The sequence below is a fragment of the Streptomyces sp. NPDC031426 genome (assembly GCF_055581585.1).
The window spans coordinates 341,519-363,093 of record NZ_JBVIJE010000005.1 but is presented as its reverse complement, the minus strand read 5'-3'; the positions used below and the strand labels follow the sequence as shown (position 1 = coordinate 363,093).

General features: G+C 71.2%; 22 protein-coding genes, 1 tRNA gene and 3 pseudogenes. 5 read left to right on the top strand and 21 right to left on the bottom strand.

Translation table 11 applies throughout. The annotated features are described in order from the left end of the window. Positions 1 to 22: 22 nt before the first annotated feature. The 9 genes from ruvA to pgsA form a co-directional block, all read right to left on the bottom strand. Complete coding sequence (gene ruvA / locus ACZ5NH_RS12465) at positions 23 to 631, bottom strand: Holliday junction branch migration protein RuvA (protein WP_388626192.1); 609 nt, start codon at positions 629 to 631, stop codon at positions 23 to 25. Continuing rightward, complete coding sequence (gene ruvC / locus ACZ5NH_RS12460; RefSeq protein WP_468774700.1) at positions 628 to 1,167, bottom strand: crossover junction endodeoxyribonuclease RuvC; 540 nt, start codon at positions 1,165 to 1,167, stop codon at positions 628 to 630. The genes ruvA and ruvC overlap by 4 nt, the downstream gene beginning before the upstream one ends. A gap of 126 nt (positions 1,168 to 1,293) precedes the next feature. Beyond that, on the bottom strand, positions 1,294 to 2,046 hold the full coding sequence (locus ACZ5NH_RS12455; protein WP_228618861.1) for a YebC/PmpR family DNA-binding transcriptional regulator: 753 nt from the start codon (positions 2,044 to 2,046) through the stop codon (positions 1,294 to 1,296). 48 nt (positions 2,047 to 2,094) lie between these two features. Next, positions 2,095 to 2,703, bottom strand: coding sequence for a pyridoxal 5'-phosphate synthase glutaminase subunit PdxT (pdxT, locus tag ACZ5NH_RS12450; RefSeq protein WP_468774698.1), 609 nt, complete (start codon positions 2,701 to 2,703; stop codon positions 2,095 to 2,097). A 39-nt stretch (positions 2,704 to 2,742) separates the two neighbouring features. Next, positions 2,743 to 3,648, bottom strand: a complete 906-nt coding sequence (pdxS, locus tag ACZ5NH_RS12445) for a pyridoxal 5'-phosphate synthase lyase subunit PdxS (RefSeq protein ID WP_388626197.1) — start codon at positions 3,646 to 3,648, stop codon at positions 2,743 to 2,745. A gap of 126 nt (positions 3,649 to 3,774) precedes the next feature. Then, positions 3,775 to 4,317: a LemA family protein gene (locus tag ACZ5NH_RS12440; protein ID WP_388626199.1), complete on the bottom strand. Its 543-nt coding sequence runs from the start codon at positions 4,315 to 4,317 to the stop codon at positions 3,775 to 3,777. A 518-nt stretch (positions 4,318 to 4,835) separates the two neighbouring features. Further along, a complete protein-coding gene (locus tag ACZ5NH_RS12435; protein ID WP_468774695.1) occupies positions 4,836 to 5,996 on the bottom strand; it encodes a glycosyltransferase family 4 protein in 1,161 nt (386 codons plus the stop codon). Next, on the bottom strand, positions 5,993 to 6,901 hold the full coding sequence (locus ACZ5NH_RS12430) for a phosphatidylinositol mannoside acyltransferase (protein ID WP_450983154.1): 909 nt from the start codon (positions 6,899 to 6,901) through the stop codon (positions 5,993 to 5,995). Before ACZ5NH_RS12430 ends, ACZ5NH_RS12435 begins: the two co-directional genes overlap by 4 nt. Beyond that, entirely contained in the window at positions 6,898 to 7,620 is a 723-nt protein-coding gene (gene pgsA, locus ACZ5NH_RS12425; RefSeq protein ID WP_450983269.1) for a phosphatidylinositol phosphate synthase, read from the bottom strand. The genes ACZ5NH_RS12430 and pgsA overlap by 4 nt, the downstream gene beginning before the upstream one ends. Before the next feature lie 241 nt (positions 7,621 to 7,861). On the opposite strand from pgsA, the gene ACZ5NH_RS12420 reads away from it, so the two are divergent. Together ACZ5NH_RS12420 and ACZ5NH_RS12415 are read left to right on the top strand one after the other, a co-directional pair. Beyond that, entirely contained in the window at positions 7,862 to 10,063 is a 2,202-nt protein-coding gene (locus tag ACZ5NH_RS12420) for an elongation factor G-like protein EF-G2 (protein ID WP_468774692.1), read from the top strand. Positions 10,064 to 10,275: 212 nt separating this feature from the next. After that, positions 10,276 to 11,922 carry a hypothetical protein gene (locus ACZ5NH_RS12415; RefSeq protein ID WP_451555276.1) on the top strand — a complete coding sequence of 549 codons (1,647 nt, stop codon included), beginning with the start codon at positions 10,276 to 10,278 and terminating at the stop codon, positions 11,920 to 11,922. A gap of 30 nt (positions 11,923 to 11,952) precedes the next feature. Here ACZ5NH_RS12415 and ACZ5NH_RS12410 read toward each other — a convergent pair whose 3' ends face one another. Continuing rightward, complete coding sequence (locus ACZ5NH_RS12410) at positions 11,953 to 12,510, bottom strand: HIT family protein (RefSeq protein WP_228618846.1); 558 nt, start codon at positions 12,508 to 12,510, stop codon at positions 11,953 to 11,955. Between the two features lie 67 nt (positions 12,511 to 12,577). Here ACZ5NH_RS12410 and ACZ5NH_RS12405 point away from each other — a divergent pair, with 67 nt between their 5' ends. Beyond that, positions 12,578 to 13,234 (top strand): potassium channel family protein, encoded by a 657-nt coding sequence (locus tag ACZ5NH_RS12405; RefSeq protein ID WP_468774689.1) that lies wholly within the window; start codon positions 12,578 to 12,580, stop codon positions 13,232 to 13,234. Positions 13,235 to 13,271: 37 nt separating this feature from the next. Here the strand turns inward: ACZ5NH_RS12405 and thrS are convergent, their stop codons facing one another. The 3 genes from thrS to ACZ5NH_RS12390 all read right to left on the bottom strand — a co-directional run bounded on the left by thrS (position 13,272) and on the right by ACZ5NH_RS12390 (position 17,163). Continuing rightward, positions 13,272 to 15,248, bottom strand: a complete 1,977-nt coding sequence (gene thrS / locus ACZ5NH_RS12400; RefSeq protein ID WP_388626210.1) for a threonine--tRNA ligase — start codon at positions 15,246 to 15,248, stop codon at positions 13,272 to 13,274. Positions 15,249 to 15,367: 119 nt separating this feature from the next. Then, positions 15,368 to 16,600 (bottom strand): hypothetical protein, encoded by a 1,233-nt coding sequence (locus ACZ5NH_RS12395; protein WP_468774687.1) that lies wholly within the window; start codon positions 16,598 to 16,600, stop codon positions 15,368 to 15,370. Then, entirely contained in the window at positions 16,597 to 17,163 is a 567-nt protein-coding gene (locus ACZ5NH_RS12390) for a DUF4365 domain-containing protein (RefSeq protein WP_468774685.1), read from the bottom strand. The genes ACZ5NH_RS12395 and ACZ5NH_RS12390 overlap by 4 nt, the downstream gene beginning before the upstream one ends. A 168-nt stretch (positions 17,164 to 17,331) precedes the next feature. On the opposite strand from ACZ5NH_RS12390, the gene ACZ5NH_RS12385 reads away from it, so the two are divergent. After that, positions 17,332 to 18,057, top strand: coding sequence for a 3'-5' exonuclease (locus ACZ5NH_RS12385; RefSeq protein ID WP_388626214.1), 726 nt, complete (start codon positions 17,332 to 17,334; stop codon positions 18,055 to 18,057). A gap of 30 nt (positions 18,058 to 18,087) precedes the next feature. Here the strand turns inward: ACZ5NH_RS12385 and ACZ5NH_RS12380 are convergent, their stop codons facing one another. From ACZ5NH_RS12380 to ACZ5NH_RS12350, 7 genes and pseudogenes are all read right to left on the bottom strand, one after another. Continuing rightward, on the bottom strand, positions 18,088 to 18,282 hold the full coding sequence (locus tag ACZ5NH_RS12380; protein WP_468774683.1) for a hypothetical protein: 195 nt from the start codon (positions 18,280 to 18,282) through the stop codon (positions 18,088 to 18,090). Positions 18,283 to 18,435: 153 nt separating this feature from the next. After that, complete coding sequence (locus ACZ5NH_RS12375) at positions 18,436 to 18,741, bottom strand: hypothetical protein (protein WP_468774681.1); 306 nt, start codon at positions 18,739 to 18,741, stop codon at positions 18,436 to 18,438. A gap of 357 nt (positions 18,742 to 19,098) precedes the next feature. Then, a complete protein-coding gene (locus tag ACZ5NH_RS12370) occupies positions 19,099 to 19,464 on the bottom strand; it encodes a DUF2207 domain-containing protein (protein ID WP_468774679.1) in 366 nt (121 codons plus the stop codon). A gap of 57 nt (positions 19,465 to 19,521) precedes the next feature. Further along, positions 19,522 to 19,593, bottom strand: a tRNA-Val gene (locus ACZ5NH_RS12365). Between the two features lie 39 nt (positions 19,594 to 19,632). Then, a complete protein-coding gene (locus tag ACZ5NH_RS12360) occupies positions 19,633 to 20,079 on the bottom strand; it encodes an SRPBCC family protein (RefSeq protein ID WP_388626605.1) in 447 nt (148 codons plus the stop codon). A gap of 125 nt (positions 20,080 to 20,204) precedes the next feature. Continuing rightward, positions 20,205 to 20,547 (bottom strand): annotated as a pseudogene (locus ACZ5NH_RS12355) (exo-rhamnogalacturonan lyase family protein); the annotation flags it as partial. Continuing rightward, positions 20,532 to 20,963, bottom strand: a pseudogene (locus ACZ5NH_RS12350) (ABC transporter substrate-binding protein); the annotation flags it as partial. The pseudogenes ACZ5NH_RS12350 and ACZ5NH_RS12355, both read right to left, overlap by 16 nt. 169 nt (positions 20,964 to 21,132) lie before the next feature. Here ACZ5NH_RS12350 and ACZ5NH_RS12345 point away from each other — a divergent pair. Then, a pseudogene (locus ACZ5NH_RS12345) lies at positions 21,133 to 21,324 on the top strand (IS110 family transposase); the annotation flags it as partial. Positions 21,325 to 21,341: 17 nt separating this feature from the next. Here the strand turns inward: ACZ5NH_RS12345 and ACZ5NH_RS12340 are convergent. Further along, positions 21,342 to 21,575, bottom strand: a complete 234-nt coding sequence (locus ACZ5NH_RS12340) for a hypothetical protein (protein WP_468774677.1) — start codon at positions 21,573 to 21,575, stop codon at positions 21,342 to 21,344.

Sequence of the window (21,575 nt, the reverse complement as noted above, 5' to 3'; positions counted from 1 at the left end):
CGGCGGGCCGGGTTCGCGTGGGTCAGCGGGCGCGGTTCAGGGTCTGCAGGGCGGCTCTCAGCAGCTGTCCGACCTGCGGGGTGCCGCCGGCGGCCTCGGCCTGGGGCGCCACGGCGGCGACGGCCTCGTCGGCCTCGCGGGTGGCGTAGCCCAGGCCGATGAGGGCCGCGTGCAGCTGGTCGCGCCAGCCCTGGGTGACCGGCGCGCCGATCGCGGGGGCCGTGCCGAGGGGCTCGCCGAGCCGGTCCTTCAGCTCCAGCAGGAGCTTCTGCGCACCCTTCTTGCCGATGCCGGGGACGGCGGTGAGGGCCTTCTCGTCACCGGTGGCGACGGCGCGGCGCAGCGCGTCCGGGGTGTGCACGGCGAGCATGGCCTGGGCCAGGCGCGGGCCGACTCCGCTCGCGGTCTGCAGCAGCTCGAAGACCTGACGCTCGTCGTCGTCGGCGAAGCCGTACAGGGTCAGCGAGTCCTCGCGGACGACGAGCGAGGTGTGCAGCTTGGCGGGCCGGCCCATGCGGAGCGCGGACAGCGTGTTCGGCGTGCACTGGACGGCCATGCCGACGCCGCCCACCTCGACGACCGCGGCGTCCGGGGCGAGCGCGGCGACCGTGCCGCTGACGAAGGCGATCATGTCGTACGGCCTTTCGTTGCGTGGACTGTGTGGCGGGCGACCGCCTGCTGAAGCCGGTTCTGGGCGGGGGCGCGCCAGATGTGGCAGATGGCCAGCGCGAGAGCGTCGGCGGCGTCGGCCGGCTTCGGTGGCGCGGAGAGCCGGAGCAGCCGGGTGACCATGGCGCCGACCTGCGCCTTGTCGGCGCGCCCGGAGCCGGTGACGGCCGCCTTGACCTCGCTCGGGGTGTGCAGCGCGACCGGGATGCCGCGCCGGGCGGCACACAGCATGGCCACGGCGCTGGCCTGGGCGGTGCCCATCACCGTGCGCACGTTGTGCTGGCTGAAGACGCGCTCTACGGCGACGAACTCGGGCCGGTGCTCGTCCAGCCACTGCTCGATGCCCTGTTCGACGGCGAGGAGGCGGTGGCTGAGATCGGCGTCCACGGGCGTGCGCACGATACCGACGCCGAGCATGGTGAGCGGGCGGCCCGCCATCCCCTCGACGACGCCGACACCGCACCGGGTCAGTCCCGGGTCCACCCCCAGTACCCGCACCGGGCCCCTCCCTCCGATCGCCTCGATCACGTGTTTGTGCAGGCTATCGGGTCCCACTGACAATGACGGCGGGCCGGTGGGACGTGTCCCACCGGCCCGCCGGGAATCCGCTGAACCCGCGGAGGGTTACGCGTCGACCTTCTCCATGATCTCGTCGCTCACGTCGAAGTTGGCGAAGACGTTCTGCACGTCGTCGCTGTCCTCGAGCGCGTCGATCAGCTTGAAGATCTTCTTGGCGCCCTCCTCGTCCAGCTCGACCTGCATGGTCGGGACGAAGTTGGCCTCGGCGGACTCGTAGTCGATGCCGGCCTCCTGGAGGGCGGTGCGGACCGCGACCAGGTCGGTGGCCTCGCTGATGACCTCGAAGTTCTCGCCGAGATCGTTGACTTCCTCGGCACCGGCGTCCAGGACCGCGCCGAGCACGTCGTCCTCGGTCAGCTCGCCTTTGGGGACGATCACGACGCCCTTGCGGTTGAACAGGTACGACACCGAGCCCGGGTCGGCCATGGAGCCGCCGTTGCGGGTCATGGCCACGCGGACGTCGGAGGCGGCGCGGTTGCGGTTGTCGGTGAGGCACTCGATGAGCACCGCGACACCGTTGGGGCCGTAGCCCTCGTACATGATCGTCTCGTAGTCGGCACCGCCGGCCTCGAGACCACCGCCGCGCTTGATCGCGGAGTCGATGTTCTTGTTCGGCACCGACTGCTTCTTGGCCTTCTGGACGGCGTCGTAGAGCGTCGGGTTGCCGTCGAGGTCGACGCCGCCCATGCGCGCCGCGACCTCGATGTTCTTGATCAGCTTCGCGAAGAGCTTGCCGCGCTTGGCATCGATCACGGCCTTCTTGTGCTTCGTCGTGGCCCATTTAGAGTGGCCGGACATCTGCCTGTCTCCTTCGCGTAACCAATCTCTGTACGAACGTCAGAGATCCTACAAGGACTCCGACGCCCGGTTGGTGCGCACCATGTCGACGAACAGGGAGTGCACGCGGTGGTCGCCGGTCAGTTCCGGGTGGAACGACGTGGCGAGCGCGTTGCCCTGGCGGACGGCGACGATGTGGCCGTCGTGCTCGGCGAGCACCTCGGCCCCGGCGCCCACGGACTCCACCCAGGGAGCGCGGATGAACACGCCCTCCACAGGATCGCCCGGGATGCCCTTCACGTCGACCGCGGCCTCGAACGACTCGTTCTGCCGGCCGAAGGCGTTGCGGCGCACGATCATGTCGATGCCGCCGATGGTCTTCTGGCCCGAGCGCGGGTCGAGGATCTTGTCGGCGAGCATGATCATGCCCGCGCAGGTGCCGTAGACGGGCATGCCGTCGGCCACGCGCGCGCGAAGGGGCTCCATCACGCCGAAGAGGACGGCCAGCTTGGAGATGGTGGTGGACTCGCCGCCGGGCAGGACGAGGCCGTCGACCTCGGCGAGTTCCTCGGGGCGCCGCACCGGCCTGGCCACGGCGTCGGCCGCGGCCAGGGCGATGAGGTGCTCCCGTACGTCGCCCTGGAGGGCCAGGACGCCTATGACGGGTGCATCAGTCATGTGTGTCGTGCAGTCCTTGGAAGAGTCCTCGGCAGGTGGTCACCAGCCGCGGTTGGCGTAGCGCTCGGTCTCGGGGAGGGTGTCGCAGTTGATGCCGACCATGGCTTCACCGAGGTTGCGGGACGCGTCGGCGATGATCTTCGGGTCGTCGTAGAAGGTGGTGGCCTTCACGATGGCGGCGGCGCGCTTGGCCGGGTCGCCGGACTTGAAGATGCCGGAGCCGACGAACACGCCCTCGGCGCCGAGCTGACGCATCAGGGCCGCGTCGGCCGGGGTGGCCACGCCGCCGGCGGAGAAGAGGACCACCGGGAGCTTGCCCAGCTCGGCGACCTCCTTGACCAGCTCGTACGGGGCGCGCAGCTCCTTGGCGGCGGCGTACAGCTCGTGGTTGTCGAAGCCGCGCAGCTTGGCGATCTCGTTCTTGATCTGGCGCAGGTGGCGGACGGCCTCCACGACGTTGCCGGTGCCGGCCTCGCCCTTGGAGCGGATCATCGCGGCGCCCTCGGCGATGCGGCGCAGGGCCTCGCCCAGGTTGGTGGCACCACACACGAACGGGGTGGTGAAGGCCCACTTGTCGGAGTGGTTGACCTCGTCGGCCGGGGTGAGGACCTCGGACTCGTCGATGTAGTCGACGCCGAGGGACTGGAGCACCTGGGCCTCGACGAAGTGGCCGATGCGGGACTTGGCCATGACCGGGATCGAGACGGCGTCGATGATGCCCTCGATCATGTCCGGGTCGGACATACGGGCCACGCCGCCGTCCTTGCGGATGTCGGCCGGGACCCGCTCCAGGGCCATGACGGCGACGGCGCCCGCGTCCTCGGCGATCTTCGCCTGCTCCGGCGTGACGACGTCCATGATCACGCCGCCCTTGAGCTGCTCGGCCATGCCGCGCTTCACGCGGGCGGTGCCGGTCTCGGGAGCCTGGTTGTCGATGGTGGACACGGGTGACCTCACTGATGGTGAAGAGGATTTTCTGCACCACCGAGGAAACGCGAGTGGACCAGGCCACAGCAAGGGCCAATGGCAAGCAGGTGGATCCTTTTCGTCCAGGGAGGGTTTCCCCGGGGTTCAGGAGGCCCGCTCCACCAGGGCCGCGGGGGGCTCGTCGTCCATCTCGAAGGCCAGGGGGAACGGGGCGTGGCCGGCCAGCCGGAACCAGCGGACCTTGCGATGCTCACGGAGCCTTCTGGCGGCTCCTACGGCGTCGTTGTGGAAGCGGCGGGCCATCGGGACCCGGCGCACCGCCTCGGCCAGCTCACGCGCCGCCTCCTCCCCTCCTGGGGCCTCCCTTACGGCCTCCACCTGCGCCGGATCCCCGAAGACCGCGCGCAGGGCCTGGCTCAGCTCGCTCTCGGCGACTTCCCGCTGCTCCTCCTCGGCCTGCCGGGCGGCGTGCGCGGCCTCGTACAGCACGATCGAGGCGGCTGGGTCCAGCACGCCCGAGGTGGCCAGTTCCTGTGCCACGGAGGCCCGGCGCAGCAGCTGCGCGTCGAGCGCGGCCCGCGCGGCGTCCATCCGCACATGCAGCCGGTCCAGCCGCCCGGCCGTCCAGCTCAGGTACACGCCGATCGCGAGGAGGGCGACGAGGATCCAGATGAGGGTTGCGGTCACGGGCGAAGGCTATCGGCACGCTCGGTCCGCCCTCGAAGCCCGTTCGGCCCCGGCCAGTGGGCAGCGAGCCTCCGCGATCCCACCATTCCCACACCGGCCCGAGCGCCACCCGCGACTCCGTCGGTCCCGCCCCACCGGTCCTGGGCCAGCCGGAAACAGGCTCCCCGCAATCCCACCGTTCCCGCACCGGCCCGAACCCCGCCCGCGGGCCGGCCGCCCACCGCATCGGCCCGAAACGCTGTCGCACCCACCGGCGCCCCGCATCGGCCCGAAACGCGTCGGTCGCACCCACAGGCACCCCCCGCACCGGCCCGAGCGCCACCCGCGACTCCGTCAGTCCCGAGCCCGCCGGAAGCTACGGCGCCAGCCCGGTCTGTCCCGGGCGCGCCCGAATCCACTGCCCCGCCCCGTCAGCCCAGCCCACCCGAAGCCAGCACCCAGTCCCGTCAGCCCAGCCCACCCGAAGCCAGCACCCAGTCCCGTCAGCCCAGCCCACCCGAAGCCAGCGGGCAGTCCCGTCAGTCCCGGGCCAGGCCGAAGCGGGCGCGGAGGCCCGACCGCTCGTCCGTGGCGACCGCCGCCGTGCCGGTGGTGACGGTTTCGTACACCGACAGGATGTCCGCGCCGACCGTGGACCAGTCGAAGCGCCGTACATGGGCGCTGCCGCGTTCGCGCAGCTCCATGCGACGGGCCGGGTCCGCCAGGAGGCGGACGGCGGCCCCGGCGAGCGCGTCGGCGTCCTCGTTGGCGAAGACCTCGCCGGCCTCGCCCTTGTCGAGGACCTGCACGAAGGCGTCCAGGTCGGAGGCGAGCACAGGCGCGCCCGCCGACATCGCCTCGACCAGGATGATGCCGAAGCTCTCGCCGCCGGTGTTGGGCGCGACGTACAGGTCGACGCTGCGCAGGAAGCGCGCCTTGTCCTCGTCGCTGATCATGCCGAGGAACTCCACACGCGCCCGTAGCTCCTTCGGCAGGTCCTCCACGGCCGCCTCCTCGTCGCCCCGCCCCGCGACCAGCAGGCGCGTCTGCGGGCGGGCCGCAAGGATCTTCGGCAGCGCCTTCATCAGGACCGGCAGGCCCTTGCGCGGCTCGTCGATACGGCCGACGAAGCCGATCGTGTCGCCCTGCCACTCCGGCTTCGGCTCGGCCTTGGCGAAGAAGTCCACGTCGACGCCGTTGGGGATGACCACCGCGTCCCCGCCGAGGTGCTCGACCAGCGTCCGGCGGGCGTACTCGCTGACCGCGATCCGGGCGCTGATCTTCTCCAGGGCCGCCTGGAGGATGGCGTACGCGGCGATCATCGCGCGCGAGCGGGGGTTGGAGGTGTGGAAGGTGGCCACGATCGGGCCGGAGGCCGCCCAGCAGGTCAGCAGGCCCAGCGAGGGCGAGGTCGGCTCGTGGATGTGGACCACGTCGAAGGCGCCGTCGTGCAGCCAGCGCCGCACTCGCGCGGCCGACAGGAAGCCGAAGTTCAGGCGGGCCACCGAGCCGTTGTACGGCACCGGGACCGCGCGGCCGGCCGAGACGACGTACGGCGGCAGCGGCGTGTCGTCGTCGGCCGGGGCAAGGACGGACACGTCGTGGCCGAGGCGGAGGAAGTACTCGGCGAGGTCGCGGATGTGGAACTGGACGCCGCCGGGCACGTCCCAGGAGTACGGGCAGACGATCCCGATTCTCACGAGGGTCCCTTCGCGGGGTCGAGGTCGGCGAGCCACAGCCGCTGCAGCATGTGCCAGTCCTCCGGATGGTCGGCGATCCCGGTGGCGAAGGCGTCGGCCAGCGCCTGTGTCATGACAGACGTCTTCTCGGCCCGGGTACCTGACTCGGGCACCTCGACCGGGGGATGCACACGGCCCTGCATGACGGGCGAGTCGTCGTACCAGAGCGTGACCGGCAGCAGCAGCGCGCCGGTCTGCTGGGCGAGCAGCGCCGGGCCCGCGGGCATCCGGGTCTTCTCGCCGAAGAAGTCCACCTCGACGCCGGAGGCGGACAGATCGCGGTCGGCGACCAGGCAGACCAGGCCGCCGTCGCGCAGCCTGCGGGCGAGGGTGCCGAAGGCGGAGCCGCCGCTGTGCGGCAGGACCTCCATGCCGAGGCCCTCGCGGTAGGCGACGAAACGGTCGTACAGCGTCTCGGGCTTGAGCCGCTCGGCGACCGTGGTGAACGGCGTCTCCAGCTTGGTGGTGACCCAGGCGCCGGCCAGGTCGTAGTTGGCCATGTGCGGCAGCGCGAGGATCACACCCCCGCCGGCGGCCAGTCCGTCGGTCAGGAAATGTATGTCCTTGGGATCGAAGCCCGACTTCACGCGCTCGCGGCTCCAGGCGGGCAGCCGGAAGGACTCCATCCAGTAGCGCAGGTACGAGCGCATGCCCGCGCGGGACAGTTCGCGCAGGCGCTCGGGGCCTGCGCCGGGCACCACGCGCGCGTAGTTGCTCTCCAGCCGCTGCACGCCCTTGCCGCGCTGCTTCCAGGCGAGATCGGCGATGCTCTGCCCGAGCCGCACCGCGACGGGTTCGGGGAGCTTCTTGACGGTGCTCCAGCCGAGCCCGTACAGCCCGTCGGTGAGCCGTTCGGCGGCGCTCACTTCGCGGCCTCGCTGGGGCTCTGCCGGGCCGCGGCGGCCTCCGCCTCGGCGGACTCGCGGCGGACGGTGACGACCCGCTGGATCAGCGTGACGAGGCTGCCGACGGCGACGATCCACAGGGCGATCGGCAGCAGCCACTGGATGCCCGGCACACCGAACTTGTGCAGGCCCGCGAAACCGGCCGCGACCAGCGAGATCACCAGCCGCTCGGCGCGTTCGACCAGGCCGTTGACCGCGACCGGCAGCCCGATGGACTCGCCGCGCGCCTTGGTGTACGACACCACCTGCCCGCTGGCCAGGCAGAAGATCGAGACGGCGCACAGGACGTCGTTGTTCCCGTTGCCCGCGTACCAGAGCGCGAAGCCGCCGAAGATCGCGCCGTCGGCGACCCGGTCGAGGGTGGAGTCCAGGAAGGCGCCCCAGCGGCTGGAGCGGCCCAGCTGGCGGGCCATGTTGCCGTCGACCAGGTCGGAGAAGACGAACAGGGTGATCACGACCGTGCCCCAGAAGAACTCGCCCCGGGGGTAGAAGACCAGCGCGCCCGCGACCACACCGGCCGTGCCGATGAGCGTGACCGTGTCGGGGCTCACGCCCCGGCGGATGAGAAACGCGGCGAACGGCGTGAGGACACGCGTGAAGAATGCACGCGCGTACTTGTTCAGCATGGCCTTCCCGACGGTCGGTGTCGCCGCGGCCCTGGTGGCCTCCGGCTGGCCCATCGTAGCCACGCGCGCGTGCGCGTGACGGGCGGGCACCCGCGGCCCGTGGCACGAACCGGTGCGGGCCGCCGTGCACGGCGCGCGCGTGGCGCGATCGGCGTGCGCGATTGTCGTTCGTATGGACGCAGCATGACGGGAGTGGAAAGCTCGAATAACCGCGGGCGTCGCCGGAGCCGCCAGTGCACGCGGGTCCCGCGTGTCCGCGCCCACAGTGACCTCACCGTGCACGGGAGGCAGGATCATGGGCGACAAGACTCAAACGCACCACCCCGGGGCCGCCGGCAGGGCTCTGGAGGCCGACCAGCCCGCATCCGTACGGAACGTGGTGCTGGTCGGCCACTCCGGTTCGGGCAAGACGACTCTGGTGGAGGCCCTCGCGCTGGCCGCGGGGGCGGTGAACCGGGCGGGCCGCAAGGAGGACGGCGGCACCGTCTCGGACTACGACGAGATCGAGCACCGGCAGCAGCGCTCGGTACAGCTCTCCCTGGTGCCGGTCGCCTGGGACGGCATCAAGATCAACCTGCTCGACACCCCCGGATACGCCGACTTCGTCGGGGAGCTCAGGGCCGGTCTGCGCGCAGCGGACGCGGCCCTCTTCGTCGTCTCGGCCTCGGACGGCGTGGACGGCTCCACCCGGATGGTGTGGGAGGAGTGCGCGGCCGTCGGCATGCCGCGCGCGATCGTGATCACGCACCTGGAGGCGGCCCGCGCCGACTTCGAGGAGATGACCCGCGTCTGCGCGGAGGCCTTCGGCGGCGACGACCCCGATGCCGTGCTGCCGCTGTACCTCCCGCTGCGCGGCCCCGAGGGACCCGACGGGCACGCGCCCGTGACCGGGCTCGTCGGACTGCTGTCGCAGAAGCTGTTCGACTACTCGACCGGGGAGCGCAAGGAGTCCGAGCCCGGCGAGGACCAGCTGCCGGACATCGAGGAGGCCCGCAACCGGCTCATCGAGGGGATCATCGCCGAGAGCGAGGACGAGACCCTCATGGACCGCTATCTCGGCGGCGAGCAGGTCGACGTCAAGACGCTGATCCAGGACCTGGAGCGGGCCGTCGCCCGCGGCTCGTTCTTCCCCGTCCTGGCGGCCGCCCCCGCCGTCGAGGGCGCCAAACAGGGGCTTGGCACGGTGGAACTGCTGGAGCTGGTCACCGGCGGGTTCCCGACCCCGTTCGAGCACCCGCTGCCCGAGGTCACCACCATCGACGGCAAGGCGCGCGCGCTGAAGCCGTGCGACACCGGCGGCCCGCTGGTCGCCGAGGTCGTCAAGACCTCCTCCGACCCCTACGTCGGCCGGGTCTCCCTGGTGCGTGTCTTCTCCGGCACCCTGCGCCCCGACCAGACGGTGCACGTCTCCGGGCACGGGCTGGCCGACCGCGGCCACGAGGACCACGACGTCGACGAGAAGGTCGGCGCCCTGTCCATGCCCTTCGGCAAGCAGCAGCGCCCGGTGACGCACGCGGTCGCCGGCGATCTGGTGTGCGTGGCCAAGCTCGGCCGGGCCGAGACAGGGGACACGCTGTCCGCGAAGGACGACCCGCTCCTGATGGAGCCCTGGCGGATGCCCGACCCGCTGCTGCCGCTCGCCATCCAGGCGCACAGCAAGGCCGACGAGGACAAGCTCTCGCAGGGCCTGTCCCGGCTGGTGGCCGAGGACCCGACCATGCGTCTGGAGCAGAACCAGGACACCCACCAGGTGGTCCTCTGGTGCCTGGGCGAGGCCCACGCGGACGTCGCCCTGGAACGGCTGCGCAGCCGCTACGGCGTCCAGGTCGACGTCGTCCCGCACCGGGTCTCCCTGCGGGAGACGTTCGCGAACAAGGCCGGCGGACGCGGGCGGCATGTGAAGCAGTCCGGCGGGCACGGGCAGTACGCCATCTGCGAGATCGAGGTGGAGCCGCTGCCGGGCGGCTCGGGCATCGAGTTCGTGGACAAGGTGGTCGGCGGCGCGGTACCGCGCCAGTTCATCCCGTCCGTGGAGAAGGGCGTACGGGCACAGGCCGCCAAGGGTGTCGCCGCGGGATATCCGCTGGTGGACGTGCGGATCACGCTGCTGGACGGCAAGGCGCACTCGGTGGACTCCTCCGACGCCGCCTTCCAGACCGCGGGCGCGCTCGCGCTGCGCGAGGCCGCCGCGGACGCGAAGATCCATCTGCTGGAACCGGTGGCCGAGGTGTCCGTGCTGGTCGGCGACGACTACGTGGGCGCCGTGATGAGCGACCTGTCCAGCAGGCGCGGCCGGCTGCTCGGCACCGAACAGGTGGGTTCCGGGCGGACGCTGATCAAGGCCGAGGTGCCCGAGTTCGAGATCGGCCGGTACGCCGTCGACCTGCGCTCGCTGTCGCACGGCACGGCACGGTTCGACCGCGCCTACGCCCGGCACGAGCCGATGCCGCCGCAGATCGCCGAACGGATCCGGGAACAGGCAGGTGAGAACGGGTAGTTCAGCACCCGCGAGCCGGGTGCGCGGGCGGGCGGCTTCGGCCGTCCGCCCGCGGGTTGTCGGTGGCGGCGGATACGCTGATCACCTGATCGGGTCGTTCCGCAGCCGTCCGGTTGTGACGGGTAATCGATGCGACGGCCCGTTCAACAGGTGTGCGGAGCAGGGAAGTCGGGAAGGCCGCAGAAGCGACACCGGCGGCGATGGGGGCGGGAATGTCGTTCGGAACGGAGTGGGACGGGCCTCAGGTGCCCGTCTCGGGCGACGCGAGTCAGGCGGCGACCGCCGCGCTGGCCTCCGCGGCGTACCGGGACAGCCCGATGGAGGAGATCAAGAAGGCCGACAACGAGTGGCACGAGTCGACCCTCAAGCCCGGCAGGATCGCCCTGCTGCGGCCGAACCTCGGTGAGGCGTTCTCGCGGGCCGTGATCGGCCGGATGCTCGCTCCCGACCGCAAGCCGCTCATCCAGTCCTTCGGCACCGAGCCCCAGTTCGTCGTCGAGCACTGCCTCGCGGCGAACAACATCCGCCGGGAGCGCGACAACCGCCTGACCGCCGTGACGGTCCTGTGCGGCGTCCTCTTCCTGCCCGGGCTGCTCGCCTGGCTGCTCGTCTTCCAGCTGCGCACGTTCGTCGCCACGCGCGAGGACAAACGGGCGGGTGCGCTCGCCACCGCCCTGCTCCTCGGGGTCGGCGTGCTCGCCGCGCTGTTCCTCATCAAGATGCCGTTCACCGGCTTCTGGGCGTGGTACGCCCGGGCGTCGGTCGTGCTCCCCGTGCTCGGCTGGTTCTGGGCCAAGCGGATCTGCGAGCGCACGGCCAAGGATCTGCGGGCCCGCTGGGACGGCCTGCTCTCGGGGACCAGCGTCGGCGCCAAGGTGCCCGAGGCCGTGCCGCGCGGCCCCAACCAGACCGCGGCCGAGGAGCTGCGCCAGTCGCTGGCCCGGCTCAGCGCCGAGCAGCAGTCCAACTCGGTCTTCTACGCCGGTCCCAAGGGCATACTCGGCATGGGCACCCGGTGGGGCGCCTGGCAGCTCGCCGAGGACCTGGTGCCGGCCGACCCGGCCCGGGAGATCCACCCCTTCCGCAGCTGGGACGTGATACGCGCGATCCACGACCAGCTCTCCCTGCTGGAGCGCGGCCCGCTGAACACCGGCGGGTTCCCCAGGCCGTCCATCAAGCACTGGATCGTCACGCCGATCGGCGAGAAGGCCACGGCGGTGTCCCGGCCCGAGGGCACCGACGTCGAGGCCTTCCAGGTCAAGACGCACGCGATACAGGAGATCTGCAACAAGCAGCAGTTCGGCAGCGGCGACCGGCACTATCTGGGCGTGCAGTGGACGCTGTGGGACGGGCAGCTGGTCCTCACCATGCTGATCACGGTGACGGTGCTGCACGAGACGCTGCGCATCGAGGTGACCGGGCATGCGCTGGGTCCGGTGAACGCGCTGTTCACCTCCAAGCCGGAGCCGCCGAGCAAGGAGGTGGCCAAGTCCCTCAAGCCCTGGGAGACCAGGAAGATCATGCTGCCGCTGGTCACCACCGACGAGGTGGTACGGCTCGCCGCGCGCGCCCCGCTGACCTGGTACCCGCCGGTGCTCAACTGGCTCGGCGGCTCGCTCGTCCTGCCCGAGCCGTTCGGTCTGCGGCACGCCTGGGCCGACCAGCCCTGGCGGCACCGCTTCATGGCCGACGACGCGCTGCGCGCGGCCACCCCGGTGCTGCGGGTGGTGCACTCGGCGGCGATCCGGGTGCTGGAGGAGAACGGCGTGGACACGGAGAAGTTCGGCACCCGTTCGTCCTTCCTCAGCGGACAGGTCCAGGACCCGACGCCGAAGAAGGCCGACCTCTACGACGCGTGAGCGGTGCCCTCGGCAGAGGGCACCCCGCGACTACGCCGGCCAGGCCTCCGCCAGCATCTTCCTGGTGTCGGCCAGCAGCTGCGGCAGCACCTTCGTGTGGCCGACGACCGGCATGAAGTTCGTGTCGCCGCCCCAGCGCGGGACGATGTGCTGGTGCAGGTGGGCGGCGATCCCGGCGCCCGCGACCGTGCCCTGGTTCATGCCGATGTTGAAGCCGTGCGCGCCGGACGCGGTGCGCAGGGCCGTCATCGCCTGCTTGGTCAGCTCGGCGAGCTCCGCGGTCTCCGGACCGGTCAGGTCCGTGTAGTCGGCGACATGGCGGTAGGGCACCGTCATCAGATGGCCGCCGTTGTACGGGTAGAGGTTGAGGACGGCGTAGACATGCTCGCCGCGCCGGACGATCAGCCCGTCCTCGTCGGACTTGGCCGGGATCGTGCAGAAGGGGCAGCCGTCGTCGGCCCCCGGGCCGCTCGGCTTGTTCTCGCCCTGGATGTAGGCCATCCGGTGGGGCGTCCACAGGCGCTGGAACGCGTCCTGCGTCCCCACTCCGATCTGCTGCTCCGGCTCACTCGTCATGCTAGGCAGCATATGGCTTCGCCCGTTCGCGGCGTGTCGCCGGGGCGGCGGGAGAAAGGTCACCGGCCAAGCTTGGCCGGTGGACGACGACAGCCGCCGGGCGCTCTGGGAGCAGCGCACCGAGATCCCCCTCTTTCTGGCGTCGCTGGTCTTCCTGGCCGCGTATGCCACCCATGTCCTGGCTCCGGGCCTGCCCGCGTTCTGGCACAGCGTGTGCAAGCTGGTGATGCTCGCCCTCTGGGTGCTGTTCGCCGCGGACTACGGGGTGCGCTGGCGGCTCAGCGGGCAGGGGCTGCGCTTCGTCTCCACGCACATGCTGCACACGATGGTGGTCATTCTGCCGCTGCTGCGCCCGCTGCGGATCGTTCCGCTGTACGACGCGGTACAGCGCAAGGCCGGCCAGCCCCGGCTCTCGCTGCACGCACGCGTGATCTCCTACGCCGGCCTGTCCACCCTGCTGCTCGGCTTCTCCGGTGCTCTCGCGGTCTACCAGGCGGAGCGCGGAGCCCCCGGCACCACCATGCGCACGTTCGGGGACGCCGTGTGGTGGGCGGCGTCGACCCTCACCACGGTCGGCTACGGCGACATCACCCCGGTCACCCCGATGGGCCGGACGATCGCCATCGGGATGATGATCGGCGGCCTCGCCCTGCTCGGCGCGGTGACGGGCTCGTTCTCGTCCTGGCTGATGCAGACCTTCACCCGCGAGGGAGACGAAAGGCCCCCGGGGAAGTGAACCTCCCCGGGGGCCTTCGTACGGAGCCGGTGCCGGATCAGACCTGGGCCCGCTCCTGAACGACCTGCGCGATCTTCGCGATGGCCGCGTCGAACGGGATGCCGTTCTCCTGCGAGCCGTCGCGGTAGCGGAACGACACCGAGCCGTTCGACATGTCCTCGTCGCCCGCGATGACCATGAAGGGCACCTTCTGCTTCTGGGCGTTGCGGATCTTCTTCTGCATGCGGTCCGAGGAGGAGTCCACCTCGACGCGCAGGCCCTGCTTCCGGGCCGCCGCCGCGAACTTCTCCAGGTACTCCACGTGCGTGTCGCCGATCGGGATGCCCAGCGCCTGGACCGGGGCCAGCCACGCCGGGAAGGCACCCGCGTAGTGCTCCAGCAGGACCGCGAAGAACCGCTCGATGGAGCCGAACAGCGCGCGGTGGATCATGACCGGACGCTGCTTGGACCCGTCGGGGCCGGTGTACTCCAGGTTGAACCGCTCGGGCAGGTTGAAGTCGAGCTGGATGGTCGACATCTGCCAGGTCCGGCCGATCGCGTCCTTGGCCTGGACGGAGATCTTCGGGCCGTAGAAGGCGGCGCCGCCCGGGTCCGGGACCAGGGGTAGGCCCTGCTTCTCGGCGACCTGGCGCAGGGTCTCGGTCGCCTCCTCCCAGACCTCGTCGGAGCCGACGAACTTCTCCGGGTCCTTGGTGGACAGCTCCAGGTAGAAGTCGGTCAGACCGTAGTCGCGCAGCAGGCCGAGGACGAAGGTGAGCGTCTTGTCCAGCTCCTCGGACATCTGCTCACGGGTGCAGTAGATGTGCGCGTCGTCCTGGGTGAAGCCGCGGGCGCGGGTCAGGCCGTGCACGACGCCCGACTTCTCGTACCGGTACACGGTCCCGAACTCGAAGAGGCGCAGCGGCAGTTCGCGGTAGGAGCGGCCGCGCGCGTCGAAGATCAGGTTGTGCATCGGGCAGTTCATGGGCTTGAGGTAGTAGTCCACGCCCTCGTCGAGCTGCATGGGCGGGTACATGCCCTCGGCGTACCAGTCCAGGTGCCCGGACGTCTCGAAGAGCTTCCCCTTCGTGGCGTGCGGGGTGTAGACGAACTCGTAGCCCTCCTCCTCGTGGCGGCGCCGCGAGTAGTCCTCCATGACCCGGCGGACGATGCCGCCCTTGGGGTGGAAGACGGCGAGGCCGGAGCCGATCTGCTCCGGGATGGAGAAGAGGTCCAGTTCGGTGCCGAGCTTGCGGTGGTCGCGCTTCTCGGCCTCGGCGAGGAAGTCCAGGTGGGCCTTCAGCTCGTCCTTGGACGGCCAGGCGGTGCCGTAGATGCGCTGGAGCATCGGGTTCTTCTCGCTGCCGCGCCAGTAGGCGGCCGCGTTGCGCATCAGCTTGAACGCCGGGATGAGGCGGGTCGAGGGCAGGTGCGGACCGCGGCAGAGGTCCTTCCAGCACAGCTCGCCGGTCTTGGCGTCCAGGTTGTCGTAGATCGTCAGCTCGCCGGCGCCGACCTCGACGTCCGCGCCGTCGTCGGAGGAGGCCGAGCCCTTGAGGCCGATCAGCTCCAGCTTGTACGGCTCGGCGGCCAGCTCCTCACGGGCGGCCTCGTCGGTGACCACACGGCGGGCGAAGCGCTGCCCCCGCTTCTGGATCTCCTGCATCTTCTTCTCGATGGCCTTGAGATCCTCGGGCGTGAACGGCTTCTCGACGTCGAAGTCGTAGTAGAAGCCGTCCTTGACGGGCGGGCCGATGCCCAGCTTGGCCTCGGGGAACAGCTCCTGCACGGCCTGCGCCATGACGTGCGCGGTGGAGTGGCGCAGGATGTTCAGGCCGTCCTCGGACGAGATCTCGACGCCCTCGACGGTCTCGCCGTCCTCGACCTCGTAGGCGAGGTCCTTCAGCTCGCCCCCGACACGCGCGGCGATGATCGAGCGCTCGCCCGCGAAGAGGTCGGCGGCCGTAGTGCCCGTCGTCACCACGCGTTCTTCCCGCTCGGAATCGCGTTGGATGATCACACGGACGTCTGACACCGGTCTCTCCTGACTGAAGGTGGGTGCGGCGCCATACCAGGAGCGCGCGCACAGGCGATCGTACCGACCCCACGGCGCCGACCGCGAAACGGTCACCCACAGTCCCCTGTCGTCACTCCTCAGTCCTCGTCCCCGTACGCCTCCCCGCAGGCCTCCTCGAAGAAGTCGAGGTTCTCCTGCAGCGACTTCAGCAGCCGGTCCCGCTCGCCCTCGTCCACCTGTACGGGTACGACCCCGGAGGCGCCGGTGAGCCGGCGGAAGCCGCCCCGGCGCTCCAGCCGGCCGTGCACGCGCACCGGGAGTCCGACGAGGTGGGCGTGGCCGGCGATGCGGTAGTCCTCCTCGTCCAGGGTGACGCGGACGTGCGGGACGTCGGCTCCGGCGAGGACGCGCAGCCGTACGGTGCCCTCGCCGCCGGGTCCGGAGCGGCGCATGCGGACCACGGCGCCGGTGATCCGGACCGGTACGGAGGGTTCCTCGCGCAGATAGCGGGCGGCGGCCTCGCGCAGCACGGGCAGGTCGCCGGGTGAGAACTCGACGGGCTCGGCGGAGGGGGCGCAGCCCTCGGGGACGCCGACGCCGGGTGCCCAGGCGACGGCGATCCGGGCGCCCTCGGTGCCCCGCACGAGCGCGGCCAGCGCCTCGGTCAGTTCGCGGCTGACGCCCGCCTCGACCGCGCCGTCGAAGGCGTCCATGCCGCCGGTGGCCCGCTGGTAGTCGACGGCCTCACGGGCGGCGTACAGGGCCTGGTGCAGGCGGACGGCGAGCGCGCGGCCGGTGGGCACGGGCACGAAGGCGGTGAGGTGCCGGCCCTCGGCGGCGGGGCCGACGAGGACGTCCTGCAGCAGTGCGGCGGCGGAGCGGCGGTGGCGGGCGCCGTAGTACCCGGCACGCGCGCGTGTGGCGAGTGCGGCGGCGAGCAGCATCTGCCGGGCGGCGCCGCGCAGTTGCTCGTCGGCCGACCAGGGCGCGGCGCCGACGGGTCCGCTCGGGGTGTCACGCCACCAGCGGATCTCGTCGCTGGGCACGGCGAGGGAGATCAGCACCTCGCGCGCCGCGGGGGTGTGGCTGCGGGCGAGGGCGTCGAGGGCCTCGCCGAGCAGGTCGTCGCTGTCGGGGAAGGCGCGGCTCTCGGGCACCAGCAGGCTGGTCCCGCCGGCGCCCGGTCCCGGCGGGGTCCAGCGGCCGTAGCGCCCGGGGGCTCCGCCACGCCGCTGCCAGCCATGCCGGTGCAGCAGGGCGCCGAGCACGGCGGGGTCGACCTCGGCGGGCTCCGGGGGCCGGTTCCAGGCGAGGTCGTCGGGATGCGGCCGGACCTGGCGCGGCAGTTCCTCGTACGGACGGCTCCTCATGGCCTGCCTCCCGTCCCGACCCGCGTCATGATCTCGCAGAGCGCCCGGTCGTCGAAGATGCGTGTGGTCGGTATCCGCACGGTGGTCCGGTGCCGGCCCGTGATGGGGTGGCCGGCGAGGTTGACCCAGTAGCAGCAGTGCCTGAGGTCGAGCCGGTCGTGGCTGGCCCGCAGCCAGTCGTCCTGCGAGCGCGGGACGAGCATGACGACCAGGATCTTGTGCACCGAGACGGGTGTGCGGGCGAGCTTGCGCAGATGGTCGTTGTCGAGGGTGAAGGAGAAGGTGCGTCCCGGAGGGTTCGGCGCGACCTGGTACGTGGCCTTCAGCTGCACCTTGATGGTGACCTCGTCGTCGACGGTGTGTCCGGGCGCGCTGTGGCTGACGTGCCAGTCGATGCCGTTGTCAGGGAAGGGCTGGGACAGCGAGCAGCCGGCCGCGGCGGCGACCGCGTGCAAGTAGCCGACCTGCAGTGTCTCCATGCAGGCGGTGGTGGCGAGCGTGCCGCGAAGGTGGCCCGTGCGATCGGGCAGCAGCCCGCCCCGCTCGGGCTGCGCTATGGCCATGACCAACAGCCTTCCAAGCCAAGAGTTTCCCCGCTGCGGGCCGCTGAACTGCAAAGACCCGTACTCCTGTTGTCTCCCCCCGGCGTACGGCGCAAACGGCCCGGGTATCACCAAACGGGCAGAAGACGGAACGTCACCTGCCCCGGGTGAACGAGGAGTTGGGTTGGGATGACGTACTGGTACGAGGGGCCGCTGGCCGCCTTCGACACGGAGACGACGGGCGTGGACGTCGAGACCGACCGGATCGTGTCGGCCGCCGTCGTCGTCCAGGACGCGCCGGGCACCCGGCCCCGGGTCACCCGCTGGCTGGTGAACCCGGGTGTCCCGGTGCCCGAGGAGGCCACCGCGGTGCACGGGCTGACGGAGGAGCACCTGCAGCGCAACGGCCGCTGGCCGGCGCCGGTGATGTACGAGATAGCCGAGCATCTGGCGGAGCACGCCGCGATGGGCCGCCCGCTGGTGGTGATGAACGCGCCCTTCGATCTCACCCTGCTGGACCGGGAGTTGCGCCGGCACCGGGCGTCCTCGCTGGACCGCTGGTTCGAGGCGACCCCGCTGCACGTACTGGACCCGCGCGTGCTGGACAAGCACCTGGACCGCTACCGCAAGGGCCGCCGCACCCTGACCGACCTGTGCGCGCACTACGGCGTGACACTGCAGGGCGCGCATGACGCGGGAGCGGACGCCCTGGCCGCGCTGGAGGTCGTACGGGCCCTGGGCCGCCGTTTCGCGACCCGGCTGGAGCGCCTGACCCCCGCCGAGCTGCACACACTCCAGACGGGCTGGCACGCGGCACAGGCCCGCGGGCTGCAGGCATGGTTCGCACGCAGCGGCTCGGAGGAGACCGTCAGCACGGACTGGCCGCTCAGGCCGGAACTGCCGGCGGCGGCATAGGCGGAGCGGGTACCGCCCCCGGTACGGCGGTCACCAGGAGCCGCCTCCGCCACCGCCCGCTCCACCGCCGACGCCTCCGGAGGAGCCTCCCCCGCCGGAGCCGCCACCGGAGCCACCGCCGCTGGAGGACGGCGTCCTGGAGGAGAGCGCGGCGTTGACGACGAGTCCCAGGGCCGGCGCCGGCCCCAGCCGCACGGCGGGCGGGGAGGGCTGCCGGGTGGGCACGGCGGACGTCTCGACGGCGTGCCGCCAGGTGTCGCCCAGGCCGAGGGCGGCCCGCCCTGGCCGTGTAGAGCCGGACCTGTTCGTCGTCGAGGGGCTGCTCGGCGGGAGTCACCGAGGGGCGGCGAGGTAGCGCCGGAACGCCTCCACCCGCCGTCACTGGGCGCTGCCCTCGCGGGTGCAGCGGTGCAGCTCCCAGGCGCGCCGCGCCAGCGCGAGGCCGGCACCGAAGACGACCGCGCCCGCGATGAGCACCGGTCCACCCGCCGCGAGGCGGCTGCCGCCGAGGCCCGCGCCCACTGCTGCCGCGACGAAGCCGAGCACGGCGGCGGCCCTGCCGGCGTACCGTCCGGTGCGGGCCCGGCGCACGGACGCCGGGTCCCACAGACCGGAGCCGGTCTGCCATTGCCGCAGGTGGCGGGCGAGCGCATGCCGGCCAGTCTGGAAGGACGAGTCGTACATGCCCAGGGTGATCCGGTCGCGCCCGGCGAAGATGTACCGCAGGACCTCCCTGGCGACCGGATCGTCGGACCCGGCGCCCCTGCTGCTGCGGCGCAGGGTCGGAGCGTGCCCCTCGCCGCCGAGGACGAGGTGGCCGTCGGCGACGGCGCCGAGCAGCCAGCAGGTAGGGGGCCACGGCGTGGAGCTCGACGCGGGACCGGTCGACCTGCCAGCCGGTGCCGACCGCGTCCCAGGCCGGCCTGCCCTTCTTCACGACGTCCTGGAGGTGTACTGGACGCGGTAGCGGTGCACGCCGGTCACGGCCTTGCCGGGGTCGCCGGTCTTGATGCGGGCGGCGATCTCCCGGTGGCCGTTCGGCTAGGTGCAGTAGTCGCCCGTGGTGAGTTCCCAGGGGACGCGGTGGCCGTCCATGCTGACGGCGATGTGGACCTCATCCTCGTCGAAGGGCAGGTCCGGCAGGTCGCGGTAGATGCCGTGCCGTTCCAGGTGCGGGTAGCCGAAGTCGTAGTCGATGACCTCGGTGATCCGGGCGCTGCCGTCGGCGGCGATCCGTGCGCCGACCCACATCGTGGTGACCCGTTCGGTGTTGAAGGTGATCCTGGCGAGCGCCACGACGCCGCCCAGCACGAGTGCGAGCAGGAGGATCCTGATCACACTGCGGACCCGGAGCCGGCGCACCTGCGCGCCAAGTCTCGGTCCTTCCCCGCCCTGTTCCTCGCCCATGACGCCCCCCAGGGCATCAAAAGAGCCGGTCCGCTGGGCGGACCGGCTCTTTCCCGGTGGGCGATACTGGGTTCGAACCAGTGACCTCTTCGGTGTGAACGAAGCGCTCTCCCACTGAGCTAATCGCCCGGGAACGCAGTGAACAATACAGGTCCCGGCGCGGATCCTTCAAACCGCTTGGAGGCGGCGCAGCAGCCCGCGCCGTCCGGACCGCATCATCAGGCGGTGGTTGGCGCGGAAGACCGGGCGGCCGGGCACGGCGAGCCGGCGCAGCAGCGGCTTGTGCACGTCCACTTCCTGGTCGTAGCGCGCCAGGGTCCCGGAGCCCTCCGCCGTGACCGTCCAGCGCGCCCAGCCCTCGATGTCGCCGGACAGGGTGACCTCCAGCACACCGGCGTCGGGGTCGCGGTGGGCCTGCCGCGCGGTGAAGGTCATGTCGTACGGCAGGAGGGAGCGGACGGTGATCACCCCGGTGTCGGCGTCCAGCCTGGTCACCGAGCGGACCTGCGGCCACCAGCCCGGATAGTCCTCGGGCCGCTCCAGCACCGCGTACACGACGGCGGGCGGGGCGGGCAGGGACCACCGGCTGCGGAAGCGGTAGTGGGTCCAGTCCATGGGAATGAGTCTGCCCGGTGAGGCGGGAGATCTGAGTACGCGTACTCATGGCGCCGCACCGAGCGCCGGGCCAGACTCGGTGGGCGAGCGCCGCCGCCCGTGCGACGGCGCTCCCCCTACACCGGCTAGGGCATCCTCTCGCCGAGCAACGCCAGGTTCTCGATGGCCGCGAGGCCGTAGCGCGGTGTCGTTGCTGGACATCCAGCTCGCCTCGCCGCCCTCGACCAGGGTGACGGGGCCGGTCAGTCTCTCGGTCTCCCACGGCAAGGACTCGGTGTAGCCGTCCGAGCCGTAGAACTTGGTCCAGGCGCGCCTGGCGAAGGTGGCGTCCCCGGTCTGTACGGCGGCGTAGGCGTCGAGGCGCGAGTGGCCCTGGAAGAGCAGCAGGGTGCCGAAGTCGGAGCCGTAACGGGCCTTCTGCTCGGCCTTGGTGGCGTTGAAGTAACGGCAGTAGTCCAGGTAGGCCTCCTTGGACCGACGACGAGTGCCATGGCGTTGGAGCCGACGGGAATTCCGAGCTGCTTTCCGTCGACCTCGCCGACCTTCGTGACGCCGTTCCGGAAGTGATCCAGAGTCAGATCACCTGCCTGCACCTGAGACTTGAGGTCGAGGAGAATTCCCCGCTTGTCGTATTTCCGAAGAAAGGTGACGGCATTCTGGAAAACGTCCGGGGGATTTCCGCCGGCCGCCTGGGTCTGGAACTTCTCCCAGAAGGACGCGTACGTCTGGAAGTCCGTCTTGACCTTGGTCTTCGGGTACTTCTTCTCGAAGAGCGCGATGGTCCGGTTGATCTTCTTGGCCCGCTCCTCGGCACCCCACCAGGAGTAACGGACCGTCACCGCCCCATCCCCGGCACCGCTTCCGCCCCCGCACCCGGTCGTCGTGCCCGCCGGGGCTCAGGGAGCACGGTGCGGAGTGGCCGTGGGTCCGGCCGAGAGCCGTGGAGCGGCCGGATGTCGGGCGGAACGGGTGCGGGGCGGCCGGAACGACAACGACACCGTGCGAGCCCGCCGCAGCTCAGGCAGCACGATGCGAGGCAGCGGCCCCGGGGTCCGGCCGGCCTTCCTCTCCGCGTTCGCCGCACTGGGCGACTCGGAATCGCGGGCCTACTACGACAAGAAGATCGCGCACGGCAAGCACCACACCCAAGCACCCCTCTGCCTCGCCCGATGACGGGCCGACGTCCTCTTCGCCATGCGCCGCGACGGAACCTTCGACGAACCTCAACCCGCTGCGGCCAGGTGAGGAGTTCAGACCGTTGGTCAGTCCTCCGGCCGAAGTCGCTGACGAGCGGCCTCAAGCCGCTGGTCGTAGTCAGGCGCGAACAGCTCAGGAAGCGCTTTGTCCAGCGTTCCGGCGATCCGATGGATCGGGGCCCAGACCGCCGGATCGTCGACGACGCGGCTGAAGTCCGTCATCTGCAGCTTCTGCAGCCAGTGCGACAGCACCAGCGCCTCGTCACTCGTCAGCTTGATCGTGACCTGGCTCTCGCCCAC